General features: G+C 67.3%; 23 protein-coding genes. 5 read left to right on the top strand and 18 right to left on the bottom strand.

Annotation, left to right across the window (positions count from 1 at the left end):
• Nucleotides 1-23: 23 nt before the first annotated feature.
• From dpgC to H293_RS0134835, 8 genes are all read right to left on the bottom strand, one after another.
• Nucleotides 24-1,331: a (3,5-dihydroxyphenyl)acetyl-CoA 1,2-dioxygenase DpgC gene (dpgC, locus tag H293_RS0134870; protein WP_020122449.1), complete on the bottom strand. Its 1,308-nt coding sequence runs from the start codon at nt 1,329-1,331 to the stop codon at nt 24-26.
• Nucleotides 1,328-1,987, bottom strand: coding sequence for an enoyl-CoA-hydratase DpgB (gene dpgB / locus H293_RS0134865; protein WP_028808468.1), 660 nt, complete (start codon nt 1,985-1,987; stop codon nt 1,328-1,330). The genes dpgC and dpgB overlap by 4 nt, the downstream gene beginning before the upstream one ends.
• A gap of 14 nt (nt 1,988-2,001) precedes the next feature.
• Nucleotides 2,002-3,108, bottom strand: coding sequence for a 3,5-dihydroxyphenylacetyl-CoA synthase DpgA (gene dpgA, locus H293_RS0134860; protein ID WP_028808467.1), 1,107 nt, complete (start codon nt 3,106-3,108; stop codon nt 2,002-2,004).
• 106 nt (nt 3,109-3,214) lie between these two features.
• Complete coding sequence (locus tag H293_RS50585) at nt 3,215-4,585, bottom strand: aminotransferase-like domain-containing protein (RefSeq protein WP_078612758.1); 1,371 nt, start codon at nt 4,583-4,585, stop codon at nt 3,215-3,217.
• Nucleotides 4,586-4,689: 104 nt separating this feature from the next.
• Complete coding sequence (locus H293_RS0134850; protein WP_020122445.1) at nt 4,690-5,634, bottom strand: zinc-dependent alcohol dehydrogenase; 945 nt, start codon at nt 5,632-5,634, stop codon at nt 4,690-4,692.
• Between the two features lie 22 nt (nt 5,635-5,656).
• Nucleotides 5,657-6,469 carry a phenylalanine 4-monooxygenase gene (locus H293_RS0134845; RefSeq protein ID WP_199790233.1) on the bottom strand — a complete coding sequence of 271 codons (813 nt, stop codon included), beginning with the start codon at nt 6,467-6,469 and terminating at the stop codon, nt 5,657-5,659.
• 269 nt (nt 6,470-6,738) lie between these two features.
• Nucleotides 6,739-7,107, bottom strand: coding sequence for a cupin domain-containing protein (locus tag H293_RS0134840; protein ID WP_020122443.1), 369 nt, complete (start codon nt 7,105-7,107; stop codon nt 6,739-6,741).
• Nucleotides 7,108-7,176: 69 nt separating this feature from the next.
• Complete coding sequence (locus H293_RS0134835) at nt 7,177-8,700, bottom strand: AMP-binding protein (RefSeq protein ID WP_020122442.1); 1,524 nt, start codon at nt 8,698-8,700, stop codon at nt 7,177-7,179.
• A 280-nt stretch (nt 8,701-8,980) separates the two neighbouring features.
• Here H293_RS0134835 and H293_RS0134830 point away from each other — a divergent pair, with 280 nt between their 5' ends.
• A complete protein-coding gene (locus H293_RS0134830) occupies nt 8,981-9,520 on the top strand; it encodes a GNAT family N-acetyltransferase (protein WP_020122441.1) in 540 nt (179 codons plus the stop codon).
• 606 nt (nt 9,521-10,126) lie between these two features.
• The gene (locus tag H293_RS0134825) at nt 10,127-11,467 is read left to right on the top strand and encodes an FAD-binding oxidoreductase (RefSeq protein ID WP_020122440.1); all 1,341 of its coding nucleotides are present in this window, start codon (nt 10,127-10,129) and stop codon (nt 11,465-11,467) included.
• Between the two features lie 240 nt (nt 11,468-11,707).
• Here H293_RS0134825 and H293_RS0134820 read toward each other — a convergent pair whose 3' ends face one another.
• The 5 genes from H293_RS0134820 to H293_RS55530 form a co-directional block, all read right to left on the bottom strand.
• The gene (locus H293_RS0134820; RefSeq protein ID WP_028808464.1) at nt 11,708-13,078 is read right to left on the bottom strand and encodes a pyridoxamine 5'-phosphate oxidase family protein; all 1,371 of its coding nucleotides are present in this window, start codon (nt 13,076-13,078) and stop codon (nt 11,708-11,710) included.
• 246 nt (nt 13,079-13,324) lie between these two features.
• Nucleotides 13,325-14,134 carry a hypothetical protein gene (locus H293_RS0134815; protein ID WP_259294590.1) on the bottom strand — a complete coding sequence of 270 codons (810 nt, stop codon included), beginning with the start codon at nt 14,132-14,134 and terminating at the stop codon, nt 13,325-13,327.
• Between the two features lie 71 nt (nt 14,135-14,205).
• Nucleotides 14,206-15,486, bottom strand: coding sequence for an aminotransferase family protein (locus H293_RS0134810; protein ID WP_033415999.1), 1,281 nt, complete (start codon nt 15,484-15,486; stop codon nt 14,206-14,208).
• 664 nt (nt 15,487-16,150) lie between these two features.
• On the bottom strand, nt 16,151-17,428 hold the full coding sequence (locus H293_RS0134805) for a condensation domain-containing protein (RefSeq protein ID WP_028808462.1): 1,278 nt from the start codon (nt 17,426-17,428) through the stop codon (nt 16,151-16,153).
• 33 nt (nt 17,429-17,461) lie between these two features.
• Nucleotides 17,462-17,722, bottom strand: a complete 261-nt coding sequence (locus tag H293_RS55530; protein ID WP_078612757.1) for an acyl carrier protein — start codon at nt 17,720-17,722, stop codon at nt 17,462-17,464.
• 586 nt (nt 17,723-18,308) lie between these two features.
• Here H293_RS55530 and H293_RS50580 point away from each other — a divergent pair.
• From H293_RS50580 to H293_RS0134785, 3 genes are all read left to right on the top strand, one after another.
• On the top strand, nt 18,309-18,992 hold the full coding sequence (locus tag H293_RS50580; RefSeq protein ID WP_020122434.1) for a sulfotransferase family protein: 684 nt from the start codon (nt 18,309-18,311) through the stop codon (nt 18,990-18,992).
• Nucleotides 18,993-19,217: 225 nt separating this feature from the next.
• Entirely contained in the window at nt 19,218-20,291 is a 1,074-nt protein-coding gene (locus H293_RS0134790; protein WP_020122433.1) for a hypothetical protein, read from the top strand.
• Between the two features lie 50 nt (nt 20,292-20,341).
• Nucleotides 20,342-20,938, top strand: coding sequence for an alpha/beta hydrolase (locus H293_RS0134785; protein ID WP_020122432.1), 597 nt, complete (start codon nt 20,342-20,344; stop codon nt 20,936-20,938).
• A gap of 154 nt (nt 20,939-21,092) precedes the next feature.
• Here H293_RS0134785 and H293_RS0134780 read toward each other — a convergent pair whose 3' ends face one another.
• The 5 genes from H293_RS0134780 to H293_RS0134765 all read right to left on the bottom strand — a co-directional run bounded on the left by H293_RS0134780 (nt 21,093) and on the right by H293_RS0134765 (nt 26,408).
• Nucleotides 21,093-22,427 carry a sulfate adenylyltransferase subunit 1 gene (locus H293_RS0134780; RefSeq protein WP_020122431.1) on the bottom strand — a complete coding sequence of 445 codons (1,335 nt, stop codon included), beginning with the start codon at nt 22,425-22,427 and terminating at the stop codon, nt 21,093-21,095.
• A 126-nt stretch (nt 22,428-22,553) separates the two neighbouring features.
• On the bottom strand, nt 22,554-23,774 hold the full coding sequence (locus tag H293_RS0134775) for an ATP-grasp domain-containing protein (RefSeq protein WP_020122430.1): 1,221 nt from the start codon (nt 23,772-23,774) through the stop codon (nt 22,554-22,556).
• Nucleotides 23,775-23,869: 95 nt separating this feature from the next.
• Nucleotides 23,870-24,802 (bottom strand): sulfate adenylyltransferase subunit CysD, encoded by a 933-nt coding sequence (gene cysD, locus H293_RS0134770; RefSeq protein ID WP_028808460.1) that lies wholly within the window; start codon nt 24,800-24,802, stop codon nt 23,870-23,872.
• Nucleotides 24,803-24,851: 49 nt separating this feature from the next.
• Nucleotides 24,852-25,568, bottom strand: a complete 717-nt coding sequence (locus H293_RS61760; protein ID WP_397895800.1) for an FAD/NAD(P)-binding protein — start codon at nt 25,566-25,568, stop codon at nt 24,852-24,854.
• 72 nt (nt 25,569-25,640) lie between these two features.
• Nucleotides 25,641-26,408: an endonuclease/exonuclease/phosphatase family protein gene (locus tag H293_RS0134765; protein WP_028808459.1), complete on the bottom strand. Its 768-nt coding sequence runs from the start codon at nt 26,406-26,408 to the stop codon at nt 25,641-25,643.
• Between the last annotated feature and the right edge of the window lie 15 nt (nt 26,409-26,423).

Below are 26,423 nucleotides of genomic sequence, written 5' to 3'. Positions count from 1 at the left end.
GTAGGTCCGGCGCTGTCGGCGGCTCACGCACTCCCCGCCGCGAACCGGCCGACCTTGCCGATGACGTCCTGGCCGTAGATCCGCAGGGCCTGCTGGAGGGCGAACTCGGCCATGTAGGTGCGGAATCCGGCCTCCGACTCTTCGGCGAAGTTGAGCATCCGGCGGTTGGCGAGGACGGCCTCGCCGTCGAGACCGTCCAGGCCGCGTTCGATCGCGGCGTCCATCTCCTCGGGCTCGACGACCTCATCGACCAGCAGCCGGGCCTCCGGCTCCGCCGCCCGGATGCGCCGGCCGCCCAGGATGATCTGGCGGGCCAGCCGGGGGCCGGTGAAGCGTGCGAGGCGGTAGTTGCCGGCTCCCGGAACGATGCCTTCCTTGGCGGCGGGCAGGCTGAAGTACGCGTCCGAGGCGGCGACGACATGGTCGATGACGAGCAATACCTGCATCCCGCCGCCGATGGCGAACCCGTCGACCGCGGCCAGCCAGGGCTTGCCGGCGTGCTGGGTGTGCCAGGTCGCGGTGTCACCGAGGGAGAGGCCGTGGGCGATCTTGCGGAGATAGCCGAGTTCGCGGCGGAGCAGGAAGCCGACCAGTGGGATGTCGCCGGAGCTGAGGCTCTTGAGGTTGATGCCGGCGCTGAAGACGCGCCTGCCCCGGTAGCGGGGGTGGGTCATTTCACCGCCGCGTATCAGGCCGACCCGGATGTCGGGGTCGAGCAGGGCGAGATCGACGGCGGTCTCCATGTCGTCGACCTGCTGTTCGTCCTCGGCGTTGAGCCGGTCGCCCCGACAGAGCGTCAGGCGGGCGACGCCGTCGCGGCGCTCCACGTGGACGGACTCCGTCTCCAGTACGCCCGTGCGCTGGAATTCGGGGAGCAGCCGCATCGCGCGGGCGGTGGGGCGGAGCATCGCGTCGAGCAAGTGCGGGCCCGCGACCGGCGAGCGGAGCACCGCGCGCAGCAGGATGCCCTGGTCGATCTCGTGGCCCTCTTTGTCGGCCTGTGGCCGGGTGCGCTCCTCGGCGATCCGCCCGGGGCCGGGCACGAGGCCGGGGTAGGCGGCGGCCGCCGCCTCGACCAGCTCGTCGAGGCGGAGGGCGCGGGTGCCGCCCCCGGTCAGATGGCCGTACACGGCCTCGGCATGGGACTCCAGGAAGCGGAAACGCTCGGCCCGGGCGGTGTCCTTCGCCGCCTCGGCCGCCTCCCGCGCGGCGGGGCCGCGGCTCGCCGGGCGCGGAAGTCCGGCGAGCACGCGGTCCGCCGCGTCGGCGGCCTCCGTGACGGCCCGCAGGCCCGGCAGATCTGGCGCCCCGGCGCTCAGGGCGTTGGTCACGCCGACTCCCGGGCGACGGCACGGCGCAGGGCGCGGTCGCAGGCGGCCAGATGGGAGCCGAGCGCGTCCTCGAACGGCGTGGTGGACGCGTCCAGGAGGAGCTGGCGGCGGACGGCGAGTTCGCTGCCGCCGCCGTCGCCGTAGCGGAGGACCAGGTCGGCCAGGGCGGCATCCGGGTCGTCCGCCAGTTCGTCGGCGAGGCCGAGGGCAAGGGCCTGCTCGGCGCCGATGGGGTCGCCGAAGAGGACGGCCCGGCGCGCGGCGCCCGCGCCGAGCAGGCGGACCAGCCGGAAGGCGGCCATGCCGGGCCAGGTGGCCTCACCGTCAAAGGGCAGCGCCAGCCGGGTGCCGGGTGCTGCCAGGCGCAGGTCGGCGGCGAGGAAGGCGTCGAGGGCGGTGCCGCCGGTGTCGCCGACGGCGACGGCGACGGTCGCGGCGGGGAGGCGCTCGAATCGTCGCAGGGTGCGCTCCCACTTGGTGACAAGGGCCGTGTCGAGGTCGTTCGTCCAGCCGGGGGCGGGCGCACCGCTCACCCGCAGCACGGCAACGCCGGGGCCGCCGTCCTCCACCCGGTCGCAGAGCGCCGCGAGTTCCTTCACGGCCCCCGGTGTCGGCGGCCGGCGGCCGTCCACGGCCAGAGTCAGTGCTTCGTCCACGGACACGTCTCCCCTCACCACTGCACCAGTACCGTCTCGAGGGTGGACCCCGGACCCATCGTCATGAGCACCCCGTAGTCGCCGGGCTCGGCGGTCTTCTCGTCGAGCAGCCGCTCGTAGGAGAAGAGGAACGACCCGCTCGACACGTTGCCGTAGTCCCGCAGCACACCGACGGTGTGCCGCAGGTCGTGGCGGGTGAGGCCGAGGTTGACGACGACCGAGTCGATGACCTTCTTGCCGCCGGAGTGCACCAGCCAGTGCCGGATGTCGCTGCGGCGCAGCCCGGTACCGGAGAGCAGCCGGTCGACGACGATCTCCGCGTGCGCGCCGACCACATAGGGCACCTGGGGGTCGAGGTAGAAGCTGAAGCGCCCCAGGTCGCGGTCCCAGTCGTAGCGCATCGCGCCGACGGCCTCGGGGATGATGCAGCTGGCGAACTTGAGGAGGGTGGGTCCCTCGCCGCCGACGGCACCCATGTCGTCGGGGCCGGAGACGAGCGCGATCGCGGCCGCACCGTCGCCGAAGAGGCTGTTGACGACCGCGGTCTGCATGGAGGAGTCCATGGCGTAGGCGGCGGAGCACGCCTCCGTGCACAGCATCACGGCCAGCTCCCCGGGGTGGGCGGCAGACCAGCCCGACACCAGGTTGAGGGCGTTGAGGCCGGCGTTGCAGCCCATGCCGACGATGTCGCTGCGCGAGCAGTGCCGGTCGATGCCGAGCTCGCGGATGAGCAGCGCGCTGATGCCGGGGGTGAGAAAGCCCGTGGAGGTGACACAGCAGAGGTGGCGCAGGTCGGACAGGTCGGCGCCGGCCCGCTTGAGACAGGTGCGAAGCGCCTCGGCGCCCGTCTCGACGGCCGATCTCCTGTGTTTGTCGAGGAGGTCGCCCTGTTCCTCGGCACTGCGGATGCCGTCGGGGCCGGGCTCGGGCAGGACGAGGTGGCGCCGGTCGATGGCGCTGTTGCGGAAGACGGAGGTGATCTTCGGGTCGCTGATCGCGAAGGCGTCCAGGACCTCCTGCTGGGAGTAGGAGACCGGAGGCACCGCGGTGCCGACACTGATGATGCGCGGACGATGCTCCGCGACGAGAACGCCGTCGCCGGCTTCGAGGGTGATGGTCATCGGAAGGTCCACCCCCACATCCGGCGCTTGCTGCGCGGCCGTTGGCGTATTCGCCAGATCCTGTCGAAGTCGTGCACGAGTACCAGCCTTTCAGGAATGAGGCGAATCAGTCGTTCTGGATCCTTCTTGCTGTGTCCGCCGGGATGTTCTCGTCCACTGCGCTCTCGGCCTCGATGAACTCCGCGAGCCGCGCCGTGCCCTCTTCGATGTCGGCCGAGGTCAGATAGCTGGTGGAGAGCCGGAGAGCGCGATCGCCGCCGCCATCCGGATAGAAATAGCTCATGGGTGTCCAGAGCACTCCGAATTTCTCGGCGGAGCGGGCCAGCGCCGTGTTGTCGGCCCGGAAGGGCACCTTGACGGTGACGAAGAAGCCGCCGCTGGGCCGGTTCCAGCGGACCCCCAGTGCCTCGCGGCGGGCGACCGGGAGGCAGGCGTCGAGGCAGCGCAGTACGGTGCCCAGGGCATCGTGGTAGTAGGCGGCCGGTTGGGCGTTGAGTGCGGAGATGCGGCCGTCCGCCGCGAGCAGGGCACCGGCCACGACGGCCTGGCTCAGCGAGGAGGTGTTGACCGTCACCATGCTCTTGATCCGGGTGAGTTCGTCGGCGAGCAGGCCGGTGTGCCCGTCCTCGTCCACGACCTCCTGGTCGGCGACGGCGAAGCCCACCCGGGCTCCGGGGAAGATCGTCTTGGAGTAGGAACCGAGGTGGACGACGGTACCGGAGCGGTCCAGGGACTTGAGTGTGGGCAGCGGGGGGCCGGGGCTCACCCGGCGGTAGGGGCTGTCCTCGATGATCAGGATGCCGTGACGCTCCGCGGCGGCCAGCAGGCGGTCGCGGGTGTCCCTGTCCAGCGTGTTCCCCGAGGGGTTGGAGTGGTCGGGGATGACGTAGAGGGCGCGGGGCCGCCGTCCCGCCGCCCGCTCGCGAGCGATCACGGTCTCTAGGACGGCCAGGGAGAGACCGTCCTCGTCCTCGTCGACGGGGACCACGCGGGCGCCCAGCAGCCGAGCGGCGCCGGTGATGCCCGAGTAGCAGGGGCTGGTCACCAGGACGACGTCTTCGGGGCCGGCGACGAGGGCGCGCAGCACCAGCAGCATGGCCTCCTGGGCGCCGACCGTGACGACGATCGACTCCGCCGGCACGTCGATGCCCTCGTCGGCACGCAGCGAGTCGGCGATGATGTCGCGGATCTGACCAGCGGTGGGGCCGTATTGGTAGAGAGCGGTGCGCACCTCGGCGGGGGTACGGCCCTGGGCGGCCAAGTGGTCGAGATAGCCGCGGAGATGGACGAAGATCTGCTCGATGTCGAAGAAGCCGTCGTAGGGCCGGCCCGGCGCGAACGAGATGGCATCGGGATAGCGGTGGGTGATCTCGTTCAGGAACGTCATGGTGTCCAGAACGGGATCATGAACGCAGGCGTGCAGGTCTTTCCTGCGCAGCGGACGGCAGTTCGGCGACCTGGGCAGGGGCGTGGACACGGAAACGGATCACCTCCGACGTGCATCTCGACGGCACCGACCACACCAGCCGCGAGGAGCAGGGCAGCATGATCCGCCGCCGCGTCGTCCGGCTGGACCAGGTCCTACTCGGTGACAAGGAAGATCTTGGGCCCCAGCGGCCGGTCCAGGCTGAGGGCCAGTGCCTCGCCGAACCTGGCCAGCGGGTACACCGGGCCCAGAAGGTCGTCGATCTCCAGTTCACCGGCCAGCCGCACCGCGTCGTCGAGCGGTCCGTAGGAAACGGCGGCCAGCGTCACGTCGTTGCGCACGGCCCGGGTCACGTCCGTAGCGATCGGCACTGCCGGGCGGCTCTTGAGCACAACCACTCCGCCGGGCCGGACCGACCGGATTGCCAAGTCGAGCGCCCTGTCGGTCCCGGCCGCCTCGACCACGAAGTCGTAAGACTCCCAGGTGGCTCCGTTCTCCGCCCTCCCTCCCAAATCCTCGCCTTCCGGGCTGTCCAGGGCCGGGGCGGTCTCGACGCCGTCGAAGCCGCGGGCCCGCAGGACACGGGTCGTGAGGTCGGCGATGCGGCCCGAGCCCAGCACGAGCCCCCGCTCGTGGGGCCTGATCGGTGCGTTCAGAACCGCGGACATCGCTGCGATCGGTTCCACGCATGCGGCCCGCGTCAGCGCCAGGTCGGTCGGCACGACGCACAGGCTCGCCTCGGGCACGACGACCTGCTCGGCGAAAGCACCGTCGGTGTCGACACCGAGCATGAGCCTGTGAGCACAGCGGTCGCCGTCCGCGCACGCCTTGCACTCCCCACACGAAATCAGCGGCAGCGCCACCGCCACACGATCCCCGTGCCGGTAACTGCTCGTCGAGTCGGCTTCGACCACCTCCCCGACCATCTCGTGGCCGAGGACTCTCCTGCCGCCGAGCGGAAGGAGCCCGGTGGCCGCCTGTACGTCCGTGCGGCAGATCGCCGCCATCAGCACCCGGAGCCTGACCCAGCCGGGTGGACGCGGCGGCGCAGGGATGTCGCCGATCTCGGCGCACTCCGAGTTCCGAATGACAGCCTTCATTGAAGAGATCCCGTCGTCTGGCTCATACCGCGTAAGGAGAATCGTCGTCGATCGTGGTGAAGAACTCGCCGAGGAAATCCTCTAGATGCGCATGCGAGTCGGCCATGAAAAGCACAGGCTGACGAGCGTGTGAGTTGTAGCCCTGCTTGGCCATGTCAGCGAGGTCCAGAGGCCTGATGTCAGCACTTTGGAAATGTGTGAGCTCCTTGGTGGAAGACATCAGGCTCGCCCCCCACACCTTCGGCTCCCCGCCTTCGGCCACGAGCCCGCACTCGATGGAGAACCAGAAGATCCGCGAGACGAGCTCTACGGCCTCGGGCCTGCGCAGGCGCCGTACGGCATCTCCGGCAAGCTGATACAGATGCGCCCAGCGGTCGTTCACCAGATGTGGGCCGTGTCCGATGACTTCGTGAATCATGTCGGGTTCCGGAGAGAACTCGGGTCGCGAAACATGGCGAATGTACTGGGCGGCGTGGAAGTTCCGGTCCGCGAGGCTTCCGTAGAAGGTCCTGACCGCGACGCTCCCGGCGGCCGGAATCATCTTGAAGCCGGTCTCTTTCTCGATCGCGTCCGAAACTTCACGAAGTTGCGGCGGCCGGTGCGACGGAAGGTTGAGTGCGCTTACCGATTCGAGATACAGCGCGCTTGCGTGGCGCCGATGCAGGTCGCGCAGTTCCTCGGTGGCCAGCTGCCAGACCTGACGGTCGTTGTCCGAGTACACGACGTGGGGAGCCGGGTCTCCGGACCGGGCGTATATCGCCGCGGCCGCAATCCACTCGCGGCGCTCGATGTACCGCTCATCGCCGTACCCGGGATGACCTTCGGGCAGGGTCACTGATATATCGCCATTGCGAATTTCGATAACCGCAGGGCCCGGTCGGCTCGTCCGCATTATCGCGTCAGCAACTTGATCCATGCCGGACACCATAGCCTTGGCGCGTCAGACCTCGGTCCTGTTACCTGTTGGGGCTTCAGATCCGAGGTACCGGCAGCGTCGCCCCCGGTGGACACCGGCATCCGGCGCGCAGGACCCTGGTGCGCCGGACGGCGTCACAGCTCGTGACCGCAGCAGATCAGCGGGATGCGAGGGGCGGTCTCAGCCGATCACGGCCCGATGTTCTCGCCTTCGCCGATGAACCTGACATGCCGTTCGTCGCGCTCGTCAAATGCCGGCGCAACGGTCAGAACCATCTCCATCCTTCCGAGATAGTAAATGCGGATGCCCGGCGGGACCGAGATCAGGTCGGTGGCGCCGACCTCGACCGCTTCGCCATCCAGGTAGAATGTCCCCTGCCCGTCGACGATGTAGTAGATGTAGGAACTTCTTACATTGTAGAATTCCTGAAAGTGTCCCCGCTCGACATGCACGTGGACAACTGTCGCCGCCGGATCGTTCTGCCGGTAGACAGTCAGGTCGATACCGTGCTTGCGGAACCTTTCCGCTTCCTCGACCGTATGCCTGTACTCGTTCATCGATCGATTCCTCCTGGCCGGCGGAGAGCCGGGCGCCGATTTCTCTGTTTCCCTGGACCGGCAGCCCACTCAGGCAAGAAGTTCCTCGGCCCGCTTCCGCAGTGCCAGTCGGTCGACCTTTCGGTTGGGGTTCAGAGGAAATTTGTCCAGGTGAATGTACCGGCGCGGGACCGCGCTGCCGGGCAGCACGGCGCGCACAGCATCTGCCAGCGCCGTCTCCGACACCTCGCCACCGGTGTAGAACACGACCAGCTCCGTGCCGTGCATCGCAGCCCTCACGACGGTGACCGCGTCGCGTACTCCGTCGCAGGCGCGTACCACATGGTCTATTTCCGCCAGTTCGACGCGCCACCCATGCACCTTCACCTGCGAGTCCATGCGCCCGATATAGGCGAGTTCGCCGTCCGGATTCGCGCGGACCCGGTCGCCCGTGCGGTACCAGCGCCGACCCTCCAGTTCGACGAACCGCCCCTCGTCGTCGGCCGGATCGAGATAACCCTCCGTCATCTGCGGGCCGGTGACCCACAACTCACCCTCTACCGACGACTGTTCCCCTTGCTCGGTCACCAGGCGGAAGTCATGGCCGCCATGCACCTTCCCGATCGGCACCGTACCGTTCACACTGCGCTCCACCGACTCCTCGCCCGACCAGCGGTGGTAGGAGATGCCGATCGAAAGCTCGGTCGGTCCGTAACGGTTCTCCAGCTTTGATCCCGGTGCGGCCGCCAGCCAGTCCTTGACGTCCTGAACGCGCAACGCCTCGCCGCCGAAGATCGACCACTTCAGGCCGTCGAGTGCGCCTTTCTCCAGCCCGCCCATCTCGCGGGCCATCCAGATTCCGCTCGGCGTGGAGTGCCAGATAGTGACTGCGTTTTCCGCGATGAACTCGGGAAGATCCCGGTATGCCGACGACGGTACTACCTGGATCGTTGCACCCGAGCCCCACGCGGCGAACACGTCGTGGATGCCGGGGTCATAATTGAGGTCGTAGGTCTGGGCGAGCACGTCATCCGGCCCGAAGTCGCACCGCCTGAGGAGCTGATCGAAATAGTGCGCGAACCCACCGTGCGAAACCGGGACAGCCTTCGGGATACCGGTCGAACCCGACGTGAAGAGGATATATGCCCGGTCCGAGAACGCCACTTCGATCGGTGCCGTAAATTCCGGATGCGAAGTCACCGGAATCGTCGGAAAACCGTCGGCGAGACCATCGGTGTCGAGTACTCGAACGGGGGTGTCCTCATCGGTGATCTCCGACAGAGCCGCCAGACCGGACTCATCGGCGATCACCGTGTCCACCCCGGCCACCTTGATCATCCGGCGGCTGAGGGCAGCGGGAAAGCTGGGCTGCAGCGGGACAACGGTGCCGCCCGAGTACAGGACTGCCAGTAGGCCCACATAGCCCGTCACGCTCTTGCCCGCCAGGACTCCTACCGCACGGGGCGCGCCGTCCGCCACCAGCGATCCCGCCCATCGCAAGGCCCTCTCGTGCACCTGCCGATAGGTGATGACCTCTGCTCCGATGCGCACGGCGGGACGGTCCGGGGATATTTCCAGTCCATGCATGAATCGCTCGACCAGCGTGAGAGGCATAAGCTTTTCCATTCCCTGTCCCCGGATCGCGGAAGTGTTATTCCGCACGGCGGCCTATTATTATCCTCAAACCGGTAGATTACCGATCGGTGTAGCAATCTGTACTGACATATGCCAGGGCCCGGCGGAGTTCCGCCGCGATCGGACTGTTCGCATGAGCTCCGGGGCGGATGGCGTCGGCCGGGCGATTGGCCGCACTGCCCGATCCGCGCGGCGCCGAGCTGGGCGTAGGCGGGAAGGAACCTATTTCCAGGGCGACTTGGGCTGTTAGCCTACGCGCATGTCACATCTGGGACCCATCGCCTGGCCGCCTGAGCCGATCAAGACCGAAAGACTCGTACTCCGTGAGTCCGAGGCCCGCGACCGTGCGGCGTTCATCGATTTGCTGGCGTCGCCGGAAGTGCACACTTATCTCGGCGGCCCCATCGCGCGTGACAAACTTGAGCGCGAGACGCCTGAGGTGCCCGAACGCTGGCCCGGGAGTTTCGTCGTCGAACTCGACGGGGCCATGATCGGCCAGATTCTGCTCAGGAGGGCGACGGAGCACCGCCGGCCGGCCGCCGCGGGGAAGGCCGATCTCGGTTATCTGTTCATGCCGCAGGCATGGGGATTCGGGTACGCCGCCGAGGCGTGCACGGCCGCACTCGATTGGTTCGACGGTGTCCTGCCCGGCGAGCCGGTGGTACTCACCACCCAGAGCGCCAACGTCGCCTCGATGCGCCTCGCCGCGAAGCTGGGGTTCATCGAGGTGGAGCGGTTCGAGGCCTGGGACGCCGAGCAGTGGCTCGGCATGCGGCCCCCGGCCACGCCGGCCGCCTGAGCCCGAGATCCCTGAGGCAGGGTGTCCCGGGAGAGACCCGGGACACCCTGCCTTCCTCATGTGGCCACGGCCACGCGCTGCTTCGGCCGGCTGACACCGCACTCGACGGCATGCCCCGACCGCACCGGCCTGCGCCGCGCCCTCTGAACACCCCGTGGACGGTCACGGCACCGCCCAGGTCCACCGGTCCGCGGCCTCAGACCCCTGATGCGGTCCCGGCATCGCCCGTCCGGAGAATCGTCTGCACCGCGGGGAGTGATCCTGACCGCTGTCAGTGTGGATACATCCCCCTCGTCAATAACCTACTGCCCTGCGGCACGCTTCAGGCCGCCGCCGACGGACAGAGCAGCAGTCGAAGAGTGGCCGGCACCCAGCCGCGGATCATCGGCAGAATCCTGAACCCAGCCTCCTGACGGGCGGCCCGGTCGTTGAGGCCCCGGGTCGCGCCCCCGGCGGACCGGTACGCGCAGACAGCAGTGCTCGCAGGCAGCCGGTCCGTTCTGAAGGCATCCGCGGGTCCGTCCTGATCCGATCCGCTCTGTGCTCTGCTCTGCTCTGCTCTGCTCTGCTCTGCTCTGCTCTGCTGCAGACCGATGGGGGAATCGCATGGTGACCGCTGCTTTCACCGGGGCCTTCTGGTGGTCCGACGACCGTGGCTTCGCCGACGCCGCGACCTCGCGCGTCTTCAACCAACGACGGCCGGCCCGGCGGCCGGCGGCGGTGCTGCGTGCCGCTCATGCCGCGGATGTGGCGGCGGGAGTGAAAATGGCCGCAGCAGAGGGCTGGCAGGTCGCGGTCCGCTCAGGCGGGCACAGTTGGCCGGCCTGGTCGCTGCGCGAGAACACCCTGCTCATCGACCTCGCCCAATTCACCGGGATGTCCTACGACCCCACCAGCGGGATCGTCGCGACCGGTCCGGCGGTACGCGGCGGCCTGGACCTGGATCCCTACCTGGCCGGGTACGACCGCTTCTTCCCTGTAGGCCACTCCCCCACCGTGGGTCTGGGCGGCTTCCTCCTGCAGGGGGGCATTGGCTGGAACACCCGCGGCTGGGGCTGGGCGGCGGAGTCCATCGAGTCGATGGACGTGATCACCGCCGACGGCGAACTGGTGCGGTGCTCGGAGACGGAGAACGCCGACCTGTTCTGGGCGGCTCGCGGCTCGGGCCCCGGCTTCTTCGGTGTGGTCACCGAATTCCGACTGCGTACCCGCCCCCGGTTCCGAGAACTGACCAAATCCAGCTACGTCTTCCCCGCCGAACTCACTGCGGAGGTGCTCAGCTGGTACCTCACGGCACGCCACGACCTGCCCCCGTCCGTCGAGTTGTGCGCGGTCAGCTGCACTCCCCCCGGATCCGACTCCCCGGTGCTGGTCATCGACGCGCTCTCGTTCGACGGCGGTCCCACCTCGTTGGCCCCGCTCAGCACCTGCCCCGTGGCCGACAAGGCCATCACGTCCCAGGTCGCCCAGCCCGTGGACTTCGCTGATCTGCAGACCGAGCAACTGCGGGCCAACCCCGAACTCCATCGCTACTTCGCGGACAACGCCTTCCTGACCGGCCCCGCCCCCGAGCTGCTCCCGGCGCTGGTACCCGCCTTCACCGCCCTGCCCACGGCCAGGACGTTCACGGTCCTGGGAGACTTCACCCCGCTGCTGTCCCGCCGTCCGCCGGACATGGCCCTGTCCGTGCAGACCGATCTGTATTTCGCCGCGTACGTGATCGGCGAAATCCCGGAGGAGGACGCCCGGTGCCGTTCGTGGTTGGACGGCACGATGAACCGCGTAGCACCGTATTCCGCGGGCTGCTACCTGGGCGACAGCGACTTCACGGCGCGGCCCGACCGCGTAATGTCCGACGCGGCCTGGTCGAAATACCAGCAGATCCGCGACGCCCGCGACCCTGAAGGCCGTTTTCCCGGCTACCTCGGCGCCCCGTCGCAACCATGAGCAGCCGATCGTCCGGGGCGAGGCGCTGACACACGGGCAGTCCTCTTGAAGCAGACGGCCGCCAGACACCGGCACATCTCCGCCCGCGACCGGGGTTGCGTCGGGTACCTCGCGGACCCATCGCCGCGACCGGGGTTGCGTCGGGTACCTCGCGGACCCATCGCCGCGACCAGGTGCCCCACGAGATCACCACGACCTCGGGTCGGCCCTGGTCGTGTCAGCTACCGCCCTGGCCGGGCCTCACCGCCTGTGCACGCCGGCGGAACGCAGTGACCGCTCCGTCTCGCGGTAGCGACTGCTGACCGTCTGCCGGGACAGGGTCGCCAGCATGTAGTCCTCGGAAGGACGCTGGCTCATGCCCAGGTCGAGCGCCAACCGCTGGTGAACGCGGTTGTACCGGCTCTCAAGGCGTCGGATCGCGGCCCGGAGCATATCCGGATCCTCATGGAAGTGGATCCGCCCCTGGGACTGCAGCCACACGCTCCCGCTGCTGTACTTCGCCACGGACAGGGCACCGGCGGGGTTCCTTCGCAGGACTAGGGAGTCACGCTTCCTGACGAGGAACGAGATTCGAGCCTCCCCTTCGACGTCCATGAGATCGAACCCGATGTTGCGGCAGCGCAGGAGGCCGTGCTCGTCGAAGCAGGCAAAGTGTCCGTAGGTGGGGTGCACCGAGCGATATTCGCTCTCCTTGGCACGGCGCGTCATACCGAGGATGGCCAGCTCGTCACGGGCCTCACGAGGATCGGACTCACCCTCGGGGGAATCTTCGTCCGTCGTCCAGAAGCGATCGTGGGATTTCCGTCCAGGCGGCTGGGAGAGATCGGCATCGCTGTATCTCGGCGCCAGCTCCTGGACGTAGGGGGCGGATCGATGCACGGGGTGGTCCCCGAGCTCATTGCGCACACGGTAGGCCAGGATTTCCAGCCGAATGCGCTCGTTCCGTTCCCGCTGGTCCCAGCTCGTGTAGTTGCCGTCCACGTGCTCGCCGATCTTCGGCTTGCTGTACATCCCGGCCAAGGTTCGTATCAGTTCGCGGTCGGCGTCCGGCGACTGCCTTGCAAATCCACCCACTTCGAAGGACATCTCGTTCCCGATGCCGGCCGACACGGACAGCGCGACCATCGGGTCAAGAGCCGTCGCCCTTGCCTTGATCCTGTTCTCCACCGTGCTCATGACCACGTTGCCGCCGGTCGTGGTCGCCCAGACGGGTGTGACGCTCACGGCGCCCTGCCCGGTGTGCACGGCGAGGTGAGCGTAGGGGCGGTTGGGGCTGGGAAGATGGTTGGCCCGACCGTACGGCGGCCGCAGAAGAGAACGCTCATCGGCAGTCAGCGGCAGGCTCTCCACGTGTCCGAGCAACTCAGAAATCCTGTGTGCGCGCCGCTTGATCTCCTCGCGCGCCGCACCGGCAGCGGCCAGCTCGTCCCCCGAGAGGTTCCGACGCTGTGCGGCCTCTTTGAACAGGTGCGTCGATTCGGGGCCGGGTGCCCGACCGAGCTCCGCCGTCACTCGCCGGTCGTACCCGTCGGAGTTCCACTGAACCAGGCTCTCTGAATCACCGGCGGCAAGCGGTCGTGGAACAGAGGACATCTCGCGTGACTGTTGCATCTGCGCACTCTCCTCGGGCTGGAGACAGGGACTGAGCGTTGTCGACACCCGCGCTCCGTCGAGTGGAGACCATCCGTGACCGACGACCGGACTCCTCAGATGACGGCATCCGATCGGCCGAGGCTGATGCACAGGTGATCCGAAGAGTCCGGCCGGGCAGAGCCGCCGAGGCGCTCCCCGCCGTGGTGCCCCCTCGGCTTCAGCCGGGAGAGCAACCGTCGTTGACTGGGCAACCGGCCTGTCGGGTCAGTCCAGCCAGCTCAGGAAGGTCGTCAGCTCTTCCCGCAACTGGACCACGGACGGTCGCTCCACTTCGATCTCGGTCACGGCCTGATCGCCGACCGGTGAGGTCCGGTAGACATTCGTGAACTCCTCCGCGGCGGGCTGCTGAAGGACGAGCGACGCTGCGGCCTTACCGGCGGACCGAGAGATGCAGTGCAGAATCTCGTGATTGATGTGGTAAACCGTCCCCGCCGGCATGACCGCCTCGAACGCGGCGTACAGCTGCTCTTTGCCCTGCTCCTCCAGGGAGAAGGTGTTGCCCTGTCCGATCGGCCGGTACTTGAAGTGGCAGTACTCGACCCCGGGACCGATCTTGAACTCCTGAGCGAAGTACTCGCCGATCACCAGTGCGGTCGTGAAGTCCCACCGATGCGAGTGGATGTCCTCGGTGATGATTCCCGAGGCGTTCGGCTGCGGATGCCACACATGGAGGCGCAGCTTCCAGGGATTCTTGTCCCCGGCGAGCAGCACGACCTTCAGGAAATTGTTTGCGTGGTAGTACGAACGCGCGGCGACGTCGGCAAGGGCAGCGTCGTCAGAGATGATCTGTCCGATCAGAGATCGCAGCTCTCCGGGCTCGGAAAGTTGACGGACCACCGACTCCGACCCCTGGAAGGTCGAGCCGCCTCCGCTGCCCACGACCAGTTCCAGCTCGTCCTTAATATCCTGCAGGGTCGCCTCCGACGAAACCCGCACCATGGCCTGTGTCTCCCTTTGTGGATACTGACGATCCTGTGACTCGATATGCGTAGGAAAGTGAACCCTGTTCAGCACGTTTCCCTCCTCCTTCGACCCGCTTTCCGGCCGGGAGCTACTCCGTCCGGAAAGCGGTCAGGGATTCCGGGTCAATCACGGGCCGCGGCGGTGACGTCGACAGCGGTCCCGATCGTCTGGAGGATCTCCTCCGTATCGGCGCCGGTGAGCGTCAGCGGGGGCGCGATCCGGATCACGCCCCGCTCGTGGCGTGCCAGGACACCTGCTCGGGCCATGGCCGCCGCGATGGCGTCGCCGGACTCGGGACTGTCCGCCTCGATGGCGACCACCAGCCCGAGTCCGCGGACGTCGGTGACGAGCGGGCCCGACGGCAACTCGCTCAGGCCCTCCAGCAGCGCGGCGCCCTGGGCGGCCGAGTTCTCCACCAGCTTCTCTTCGGCCATGACGTCGAGCACGGTGTTGCCGACGGCGGCCGCAACGGCGTGACCGCCCGTCGTGTGCCCGTAGCGGAGCCCCTGGGCGATCGGCTCCCGGACAAAGGTCTCCTTGATCGACGAGGTGACCGTCACGGCGGCCAGCGGGAGGTACCCGCCGCTGATGCCCTTGCTCATGGTGACGATGTCCGGCGTAATCCCGTCGTGGTCGAATCCGAACATCCGGCCGGTGCGGCCGAATCCACAGAACACCTCATCGAGGATGAGCAGTGCTCCGTGCTGGTCGCACAACTGCCGGAGCCTGGCGAGGAATCCCTCGGGAAAGACGACGCACCCGCCGAGACCGAGCAGCGGTTCGACCATGACCGCCGCAGCGGGCGGGCCGGCCTCCAGTGCGGCGGCGAACAGCCCGATCAGCGCGTCGGCAGCCTCCTGGGTACGCATGTCGCGAGGCGACGCCGGCAGGGAGACGTGGTCGATCGGGAAGGGCGGGGCCCACTCACTGACCGTGAACGGCAGCCCCGAGAGCTGCTGGGCCAGGTAGGTGGTGCCGTGGTACGCGGCCTCGAAAGTGATGACTCGGTCGCGGTCCTCGCCCTTGTTGCGCCAGAACTGCAGAGCGATCCGCAGGGCCGCCTCCGTGGCCTCCGAGCCACTGTTGAGCAGCACCGTCTCGTTGAGCTCACCCGGCAGGGTCTCCGCCAGCCTGGAGGCCAGTGTCTCGGCGGGATCGTGGCTGGACACCATGGGGTCGTAGTGGACGAGCTGCTCCAGCTGCCGGGTCGCGGCCTCGATCAGCCGCGGGTGTCCGTGCCCGCAGGAAGCGTTCAGCACGCCGGAGATGCCGTCGAGGTACCAGTTGCCCTCCGCGTCGCGGACGCGATTGCCTTTTGCTTCGACGATCCGCAACGAGTGGGCCTGTTGGGTGATCGGCGTCCAAGGCCGCCACAGCGAACTCGGTGCAGTGGATTTTTGCATGTCTGAACACTCCAGGAGACGGATCATCGGGTTTTCAGGGTCCGTGGCGGAACACTCGACATTGCCCGGCCGAGCCACTGGCACCACCCCTGCGGCTTCGTGGCCGATATGTTCGATTCGTGGGGGACGGTGTCAACGGCCGGGCCGCGGCGACGAGTACGGAAATTGACGCAGTCAGTCAAAATTCCCCCCGCTTCGATCGCCGGCCCCATATCTGCAGCATCAAGCCGACTCGATTATGAGAGTCAGAAACGGCACCGCACTCGTGCCTGTTAAAACTCGAAATCAGTTTGCCAGAGCTCTGGCCCCGTGAGTCCCAACAAGTAACAGGATCGGCGACCTTGGCCAACCGTATCGATCACGCTCGCTCGGGCGGCCCGTCGGAACTCAGAGGCGTTGTGGCCCGGTCCTCGGCGGCTGCGGGATCGGCACACCAGCAGCACCGCCTCGATCGCCTCCGGTCACCGTTCATCGGCTTGACACCGTCGACCCTCCGTACTTGCGGCCGCCGGTCTGCACGACCGCCGCCCCGGGCCCGATCGGCGGCGCGATCGCGGCCGTGTGCCTCGTTCGCCGTTCTGCGGCAGGTCATGGACTAGCCGCGGCTGCGGGCCGGTCGGTCTGCCGTCGTCCGGGGTCCAGCCTGCGCTTCGCGACGGACAGGCTAGGCGGTGGTTGCCGAGAGGACGAACCTCTGGGCTGCTTCGAGGAGTTCCTCCACAGCCGCGTCCGGGAAGTAGTTGCCGTTGTACTCCGCAACGAGCCGTGGACCCGTCTCGTACAGGTTCCACGAGACGATCACGGTCTCGTCCCAGACCTTGTCGCCGGGAAAGCTGAGTTCGATGTACTCCACCTCGGTGCCGGTGAACCACGGCGTGTAATACGTGGACCTCGGGCGCTCGTTCAGTTCGAGATAGAGTCCGGCGGCCGCTCGGCCGACCCCCGTCAGCGCTTCGTTCCAGGCCCTCCCTGCAACGGTGAGGGGAAGTGCGTACTCGAAGACGTCATGGGTTCGCTGGAACACCTCCCGGACCGATTCAAGGGGACTCGTGACCCGGCGTCCGAGATGCAGCGGAACGGTTTGGGCGAACAGCCCAGCCGTCTCCGAGGTACCTGGCAGACCGCGACCGTGATGAGTGACGGAGATCCCCGCCGTGGGATCGTCGGCGACTTCCCGAACACCCGCAAGAATTCCGGTGGATACCGCTGCGAAGGGCGTCACCCGGGCTTGCCGCGAGAGCGCCTCCACCCGTGCCTTGGCATCAGCAGGGAGGGCGCGGTCGATCACCTTGTATTGGTATTCCCCGGTGTGTTTGGCGTCGGCCAGAAAGGGCGGTGGGTACGCCCCGAACTCATCAGTGTATGAGCGCCAGAATTCTTTGCGCTCTTCTCCCCAACCACCGGAGAACAGACGGCGCTGCTCCGCAGCGAACATGTGATAGCCGTTCACGCCCGTCACATCACCGGTATCGCCGGCCAGGGCCCGGTCGTAAAACTCCTTGAAATCCGCCCGGATACGATTCCAGGAGAGCAGATCGGTCATGATGTGGTCCATCGCGACACCGAGGAGATACCTTCGCTCGCTGCGCTGCACGATGGCGATGCGCGAGAACCCCGGGCCGTCCAGACTGAAGGGAGTGCCGAGGAAGCTGCGCATCAGCTCGATCGCCTCGTCGTCCGTCTCCGCCGTGTGGAACTCCACCTCGCTCAGAGCGTCGGCGTGCGTGCGAGCCTCGTCCGCCGAGACATATGTCCTGCGGAGGGCGTCGTGATGCCGACAGACCCGCCGCCAGGCAGCACGGACCGCAGCTATGTCCAATGTCCCGGTTATCCACACGGTCCGGTAAAACAGATTGTGCCAGTCGGCGAAGTCTCCGGTCAGTCTTGCCTTTTCTGCGAGCGAAGTCGGCCCCAGGGAGGCCCCGACATGAGATACTGTCACATCTGACCTTCGGGTGGGTGACGCTTGAATGCGTCAGCGGTTGATATCAGGCCCGCTTGCCGATTCCGGCACCAGCTTGCCCTCCAGGAAATCCGAGAGACTTCGCGGTGAAGCGTGCGAGAATACGTCACGCAGCTTCACCTCGACACCGAAAGCTCGGTGGATTTCACCGATGATCTGCAATATGTGCAGCGACGTCCCACCGCTCTCGAAGTGATCAGAGTTCTCATCGAGGTTGGGGTTGCCGAGAACCTGCTGCCATATGTTGGTCAGGATTACAGTACGTTCTGACATCTCTCCCCATAACGTAGATTCCTGCCGGAACTCCACAGCATCGCTGCGTGCTCTCCGGTGTGCACGTCGTTCACGGCGGCGGAATGCAAGGTAGCGGTCGGCACGATGTGCGTGTACTGACAGCAGTCAGGACTTGCCGACGCCGCGCGCCCGCGCGGACAACCGGTCGACTCGCGCCCTCGGCCAGTGCGGCAGCTGTGGGCCGGCGATGCCGGCCGCGACCAGATCCGCCGCGAGATCGTCTTCCGTGGCGGCGAAGTCCGGTTCTCCGGCGGCCGCCGCCGTGGACCGCGTCGGCCACCCGCCGGTGAAGGCGTTCTGCGTGGATTTCTCCGGCCACTCGGGGAGATCTGAAGTCCCGACCGGTTGGGCGCGTCACAGGTTCTCGACCGGCGAAACCTGGCCTGAATCTTCGGTTTTCAGAACCGCTCCTGCGAAATGCGACGCGTTTCTGTTCGCCCCGGGCGAATAGGAAGCACTGCGGTACTGGCACCTGTCAGTACACCATTTCATGCGCGTCGTCTATTGTGCTTGGCGCAGGAGTAGATCATGACCATATCATTCACGCCGAGTGTGAGTAGGTTACATGAAGATAATCGGGGCGGGCCTGCCGCGCACTGCGACGCTCACTCAGAAGATCGCGCTTGAAATGCTGGGATTCGGCCCCTGCTATCACATGGTCTCGATACCCACCGACCACAACCACATGTCCAAGTGGATATCCGCCTACGAGGGCGACCCGGACTGGGAAGCGATATTCTCTGGATTCTCGGCGGCGGTGGATTACCCGGCATCGTTTTATTACCGGGAATTGGCCGAGGCTTATCCGGAAGCGAAGGTCCTGCTCAGTGTGAGAGACGGGCACTCGTGGGCCCGCAGCATCCGGGACACGATCTGGGGCCTTACGTACGGCGACACGGTGGGCCGTCACCTGGCAGCGGCCGTGGAGGCCGCCGATCCCGACATCCGTCGGCATACGACGATGCTGCGGGGCATGTACAACCGGGCCGAGCTGTTCGGCCCCAACCCGGAGGTCTTCGACGAGGACGTCGTGGCCGCGGTCATGGAGCGGCACATCAAGGAGGTGCGCGCACACATTCCAGCCGAGCGACTGCTGGAATGGTCGCCGAAGGACGGCTGGGAGCCGCTCTGCGCCTTCCTGGACGTTCCCGTCCCGGAGACGCCCCTGCCGCACGTCAACAGCTCCGCGGTCTTCAACGAGCAGCACATCGAGGGGTCGCTGCACGTCCTTCAGAAGATGAACCTGTAGCCCCGCCGCCCCGGAGCGGAGTCACACCCGCAGCCGATCCTCTTGCAGAGTGCTCTTGGGCTCCTCCTGTCCGAACTGCCTGCCGTCGCCGGCCGGCCTGGCCGTCTCTCGGCAGCACCCCTCGGCGCGGTGGCAGGCGGGGTTCACGCCCCGACGGCGCCTCCAGGACGGCCGGGGAACGGATGTGCCGGCACCTTGGACACCGGATCACGGAGGGCTGGATACATGGCGATCAGCTTCACCTCGGCTGTCGCGGACTTCGACCAGAAGCAGTTCGACGCTCTCGACAGAACCGCTGGTTTCGCTTCCTCGTACACCCGCCTGCTTCAGAAGGAGCAGGACCCCAGGTGGATCAGCCGCTACCTCTGGTGGGCCGAAGACGACCGGCTGAGGGCGGCCATCCCGGTCTACCGGTCCCGCATGAGCTCATGGCCGGACCCCAGATACGACCCGCGTTCATGGGGCCTGCCGGACGGAGCCGGAGACGACTGCACACCCCGGGCGTCGCTGCTGGTCGGCGGATGCGGTGACCGGCGCACCGGTCTTCACGTCGACGTGGAGTCCAGGACACCGGACACTCTGCGAAGTCTCCTGGTCGAACTCGCCCGGTTCGCCGCGGACGAGGACCGCTGTCTGGTGTTCCCCTACATGCACGCCGATGCCAGGAACGCGCTGGACGCGGCCACCGATGACCGCATCACCTGGGTCGAACTGCCACGTGAGGCCCACGTGTTCGGTCTGGCCGATCCTGAGTGGGAGAACAGGCTTCCCCGCCGGGTGCGGAGGACGCTCCGCCAGGACCGACGCAGGATCGCGGCGACACCGGTGACAGATGGAGTGGCGGGCGGCGGGGCGTTGTCCTGGGACGAAGCCCGCCCCTGGGCTGCCGAACTGATTTCCCGCCAGCACACCGCCAAAGGCGACCCTGAGCCACCCGAATTCGTGGATTTCCGCTATTCCGATCTGCAGGAAAATCCTGACGTCGACGTGATTGTGTTCACCGCTCGGTCGCCCACCTTGCGCGGTGTGGCGACAGCCGTGGTGTGGGCGGACGAGATGGAGGTGTGCGAGTTCGGGCTGTCCGGCGAGAACGATGAAGAACACCTTGCGGTGTACATCAGCGTGGGGTTCCACCAGCCGTTCCAGTACGCACAGGCCCGGGGAATCAACCACCTACGCTACGGCAGGACGTCGGAGGCGCCCAAAGCCATCCGGGGCGCCGTTTTCACGGAGAATTCCAATGGTGTGCTCGGCATCGACGAAACGAAGCGGCTCGCCCGCCGGGGCCCAGATGGCTGACCACCCGCCCCTGTCGAACCCGAGCCATCGCGTAGAAACAGGATGAGGAAATGACGGACGAGAACAGCAAGCCCAACAGGCGGTCTGTGGTCATAGCGCCCGGCAGGGTCTACGGTCCGGGCACGTCCCTGCTGATGTTCAACCGGGAGGCGGCGGCACGGCGCGAGGCGTTCATGTACCCGGTCGAGTGGGACCTCGGCGCCGGGGACCTGGACTCCGATGACGTAGACGCAATGATCATCGCGCGGGTGACCTCAGCGGTCAAAGAACTGACGGCAGTCGGCGCCGGCGATACGGTGATCATCGCCAAGTCGCTCGGCTGTCGAGCGGCACCCGTAGCGGCCGAATACAGTCTGCCCGCCATCTGGTTCACGCCGTTTCTGGCCAACTCACCGGTCGCTGCGAAGATCATCAAGGGTCTGGAGCAGAGCGCCGCGCCCTTCCTGCTCGTCGGCGGGACAGCCGACGAGTTCTGGGACGGTGACATCGCCCGGTCGCTCACTCCGCATGTGGTCGAGGTCGCGGGCGCCGATCACAGCATGTTCGTGCCCGGTCGTCCCCTCAAGGAATCCGCCGATGTGCTCGGCGAGGTGGCGACAGCGGTGGAGCAGTTCCTCGACAACGTCGCCTGGCCTGCGACCCGCTGACGCCGAAGGGCAGGTGATCCACTGGCTCGTGCCAGACGGTCAGGACCACCGCCCCGAACCGAGACGGCCCCGCCGCCGACCGACGCACCGCGTCGTCCCCTGAGCCGTGTCGGCGGCCACGACGGCGAGGGCGGCGAACGCGCCCCGGCTCAGCTCAGAACCCCCACCCCTCGTCGCCCTGTACGGTCTGCGCGGCAGGGGCCGTGAAGGCGGTGCCCGCCATGCCGGCGGTGAGCGTGGTGCCGTCGGCCGGATCGATGAGCAGGAAGGATCCGGTCCGGGGGGAGTCGGCGTAGGCGTCGATGGGCAGTGGTTCCGCGGTGCGCACATGCACCCGGCCGATGTCGTTCGCCCTCAGCAGCCTCGGGCTGAGGTGGTCCGAGAGGTCCTCCAGCGTCAGCCGGGAGGGGATCTCCCTGACGATCGCCTTGACGACGCGAGTCGCGTGCTTGAGCAACACCCGCTGTCCCACCGTCAGTGAGGTGTCGGCGACGTGGCAGACGGTGGCCTCGATGTCCTGGGTGAGGGCGGGCGCATCCGCCGTGGGCACGATGAGGTCGCCGCGCGAGACGTCGATGTCGTCCTCCAGGAGCAGCGTCACCGACTGCGGGGCGCACGCCACGTCGACCGCCTCGCCGAGCCGGTCGATGCCCATGATCTTCGTCGTACGTCCCGAGGGCAACAGGGTGACGGCCTCGCCGACGCGGAAGGTGCCGGTGGCGATCTGGCCGGCGCAGCCGCGATAGTCGGGGTGCTCGCTGGTCTGCGCGCGGATCACGTACTGCACGGGGAACCGTGCTTGGCAGTCGGTCAGGCCGTCGCTGACCGGCACCGTTTCCAGGTGCTCCAGCACGGTCGGACCGTCGTACCAGTCCATGTGGGCGTGAGGTTCCACCACGTTGTCGCCCACCAGCGCCGAGATGGGGATCGCCGTGATCTCGCGGCACCCCAGCGCCGAGGCGTACTCGGTGAACTCCTCGGCGATCGCCGCGAAGACGGCCTCCTCGTAGCCGACGAGGTCCATCTTGTTCACGGCCAGCACCACGTGCGGCACCCGCAGCAGCGCGGCGATCGCGGCGTGCCGGCGGGTCTGCTCGACGACGCCGTTGCGGGCGTCGACGAGGATCACGGTCAGCTCGGCGGTGGAGGCGCCGGTGACCATGTTGCGGGTGTACTGCACGTGGCCGGGGGTGTCGGCGAGGATGAACCGGCGCTTCGGGGTGGCGAAGTAGCGGTAGGCCACGTCGATGGTGATGCCCTGTTCGCGTTCGGCGCGCAGGCCGTCGGTGAGCAGCGCCAGGTCCGGGGCCTGCTGACCGCGGCTCTTCGAGACGCGCTCGACGGCCTCCAACTGGTCGGCGAGGACCGACTTGGAGTCGTGCAGCAGCCGTCCCACGAGGGTGGACTTGCCGTCGTCGACGGAGCCCGCGGTGGCGAACCGCAGCAGGGTGGTGGCCGGAAGCTGCTCGGCCGCGATGGTCGTGGACATCAGAAAGGTCCTTCGCAGTTGTGGTCTTCCGCCACCGTGCGAGCCATGGGCAGCGCGGTGGCGCGCTCATCGACGCGCCCCTCGGCCGCCGATACGTGCAGGCCCCCCGTGAAGGGCGCGGCTGGCTCAGTCGGCCGCCTCGTAGACGACCCGCGCGGTGAACCAGTCGGCGAGCCGTCGCATGCGGTCCTCGACCTCCTGTTCGTCCACCCCGGAGACGACCGCGAGACCGGCCCACAGATGCGTGCCCTCGGTGATGTCGGGCAGGACCGTGCCGGGACCGGCGGTGACTTCGGCGTACACCACGCCGGGCCGGTCCAGGACCTCGCGGTCGGAGGGCACGGCGCGTATGAGGCCCGGTTGTGCGGACAGGAGCATGCCGCCGAACACTGTGCCGTCGACGTGGCCGGGGGAACCGGTGACGCCGGAGGCGCGGCCGATCGCCAGCCTGGCCCACACGTCGTGCAGCCGGACGCCGAAGGCACGCTCGATGACCTCGTCGGTCCGGCCTCCGCCCACGCGCGCCCCGCATTCGCCGAATACGATGTCTCCGTCCTCGGCGTGCTGGAAAACCTCCAGGTGGAAGATCCCGTCGTGGTGCCCGAGCGCCTTGAAAGCCGTTTCGGCCAGCGCCCCGACCTTCGCGTACAGCTCCGGGTGAGCGTGTGGCGGCAGCACGATGTTGGCCACCAGCCCGCCGCTGTGCACCTCGATCAGGTTCTGCACGTACCGGGAGATCGACAACAGCCGCAGCTCCCCGCCCTCCACGAACCCGTCGACCTGGAACTCGACGCCGGGCACGTACTCCTCCGACAGCCAGGGCCCGCCGGTGGCGGCGACCCCCGGCTGTCGGAGGACGGCGGCCAGGTCCTGCTCGTCGGCGACCAGAAACGTGTTCCGGGCCCCGGCGCCGTCCAGTGGCTTGAGCACCTGTGGGAACGACGGCAGTACGGCCGCGGCACCGGGCGCCTCCAGCACGGCGCAGTCGGCGGTCCGCACCCCGGCCTCTCGGACGGCACGCTTCTGGATGAATTTGTCGCGCATCGCCAGCGCCCGGGCGATCGCCGTCGCGTCGCCCGAGACCGCCGCCGCGTCGAGGAGGCAGAGCTCCATCCCGCTGCACACGACGTCGAAGACATCGGGGGCCAGGCCGGCCCGGTCGAGTCCGGCCAGCACATCGGTGCTGCGGGCCGGATCGGACACCACCACCGCGCGTGCGCCCATCGCGCGGACGGCCGGTGCGTCGGCGGGTTTCACCGCGCAGGTCACGGCCGCCCCGGAACGGATGAGCGCGGCGATGGCCGGGTACATCCAGCCAAGGTGGAGGACGGCCGGCGCTTGCTGCATATCAGCACTCCCCAAAAGACGAGACGTATCGCGTGGATGGGACTTGTACGAAAGGAGCGCCAGCAGCGTCGGCCTCGGCGCCGTAGCGTGGCCGGTCAGAAGTAGCCGTCACGCTTGCGGTCCTCCATCGCGGCCTCGGAGAGTCTGTCGTCGGCACGCGTCGCACCCCGTTCGGTGAGCCGGGAAGCCGCGATCTCGGCGATCACCGCGTCCAGCGTGGTGGCCGCGGAGTCCACGGCACCGGTACAGGACATGTCGCCGACGGTGCGGTAGCGCACCAGTCGGACCTCTGTCGGTTCGCCCTCCTTCGGGCCGCCCCACTCGCCCGCGGTCAGCCACATCCCCGAGCGCCGGAACACCTCACGTTCATGCGCGAAGTAGATCCGGGGCAGCTCGATGCCCTCGCGGGCGATGTACTGCCACACGTCCAGCTCGGTCCAGTTGGACAGCGGGAAGACCCGTACGTGCTCGCCGGGAGCGTGCCGTCCGTTGTACAGCTGCCACAGCTCGGGGCGCTGCCTGCGGGGATCCCAGCCGCCGAACTGGTCGCGCAGCGAGAACACCCGTTCCTTCGCCCGGGCCTTCTCCTCGTCGCGCCGTCCGCCGCCGAACACCGCGTCGTACCGGGCCGTCTCTATGGCGGCCAGGAGCGGCTGTGTCTGCAGCGGGTTACGGGTGCCGTCCGGGCGCTCCCGCAGCTCTCCGCGATCGATGAACTCCTGTACGGAGGCGACGTGCAACCGCACCCCGTGTTGCTTGACGACACGGTCCCGAAAGGACAGCACCTCGGGAAAATTGTGCCCCGTGTCGACATGCAGCAGCCCGAACGGCAGCGGGGCCGGCCTGAAGGCCTTCAACGCGAGGTGCAGCATGACCATGGAGTCCTTGCCACCCGAGAAGAGGATCACCGGCCGCTCGAACTCGCCCGCCACCTCGCGGAAGATATGCACGCCTTCCGACTCGAGTACGTCCAGATGGGGGTCCCGACCGAGAACACGCACATCTGGGGAGGAGTGCACGCCGCTCACTGATCACCCTCCCGCGGACGCCGAGGACTGACGCTCCATCCGGTCCTCTTCACGACGCCCGGACCGCGAGTACCGAAGCGGCAACCTTCGCCGCTTCTCGACGTAGAAGCGGCACACAGTCCAGGGGACTGGACGATCGCATTTCACGGTGATCCGGCAGGAAGTGCGCGTGAGGTCCCCATCCCATCTCGCTGCCACGGGGCTCAGAAACGTCACCGTCGACGGACCGCGATGCCCACCGATCACCGTCCTTCGGCTCCCAGGCGCATCTCAGTCCGGTCGCCATGACCACGGAATCCACCCGACAGAGCTCACCGTTGTCCAAATAGAGGACATACCCGGACTCATCCGTTTTTTCGATCTGCTCCACACGGTTCTTGATTCTCCGCACAGTCGCAGAGCCGGTCGCCTGGATGATCGACTCGCCGACGGTGTGCGCAAGGTAATTCTGGTAGCGATACCAGGTGGGCGTCAGACCGGTCTCCGACGGGCATTCACCACGCCGGCACAGCCAACGCGCAAAGTGGTCGGCTTCTCTCTCGTAGCAGCTCATGTCCTCGACACGCGCGCTCAGCAGGCGCTGCGCCGAGTCTCGATGAGGTCGAAGGTCTCCGGCCACAACGCCCGGATCTATGAGGAGCAGTTCTATCGGCCCATTCTGAGGATGGCTCGACGATCCATCACACAGATGCACTACCGCAAGCGAACCGGCTATGCCAAGTCCTACGACAGCGACGACAGGCCGGTGACTTCGCGCATCGTGCATTCCCATTCAGATCCCTCTCGCAGCCGGTTGCTCATGTCACGTGCAGTCATGGAGCCGTACGTCCCGCCCGAGCTACATCAGAAAACTTGCTTGGCAATATGAATGGTCCGAACCGGTCGACGCCACCGTGGTGGTGAGCAACCGGATCGATTCCCCGTAGAGAATGTAGTCCTTCTGTACGCCCTGGGGCGTTGTGGGGGTACCGTCGAATGCGTTGAAATAACGCCCCGGACGCAGGACATCGACCAGCAGGTCCCTGATCCGCGCGTAGTTCAGGTCGACGGCGGCGAGTGCTGGACCGGCGGCGCCGACGGCCAGCAGATCGGCCGTCAGCATGCGCCACATCTGCGCAAAAACCGGCTCGGTCGGGCTTATTCCGAAGTGCTGGAGCGGAAAGCAGTGCCCATTGACCAGTCCGAGCGTTCCCCAGCCCAGATCCAACTGACCGACCACATAACCCTTGTCGTGCAGCTCCCAGTTCTCGCCGTTCGGGCCGACGACCCGGAGCCGGGGATTCGGGAACTGCTTGTACACGGCATCCCGGATGGGGAACCGGGACACGATCCCCAGCGCCAGGGAAGCGTCCTCCACCATGTGAGACCTGCTTGTCGGGAAGGACGCGAAATACGGATACCCCAGATGCTTCGCCAGCCATTCCGCCTGGCCCACCTGACGTCCGTGGTAATCGTGCGCCTCCTGCAGACACAGCACGTCGGGCCCGCATTCCTCCAGGACTGACGCATAACGATCGAGTGATGGATCCACGCCTCGCTGATGGGACTCGCCGAGGATCCCTCCCCCGATATTCCAGGTCCCGACCTTCAGAGGTGCAGGCTCCATAAACGCATCCTATCT

The organism is Streptomyces canus 299MFChir4.1 (genome assembly GCF_000383615.1).
Taxonomy (GTDB): Bacteria; Actinomycetota; Actinomycetes; order Streptomycetales; family Streptomycetaceae; genus Streptomyces; species Streptomyces canus_C.
Note: the sequence above shows the minus strand (reverse complement) of the source record. Positions and strands in the feature narration are given on the sequence as shown.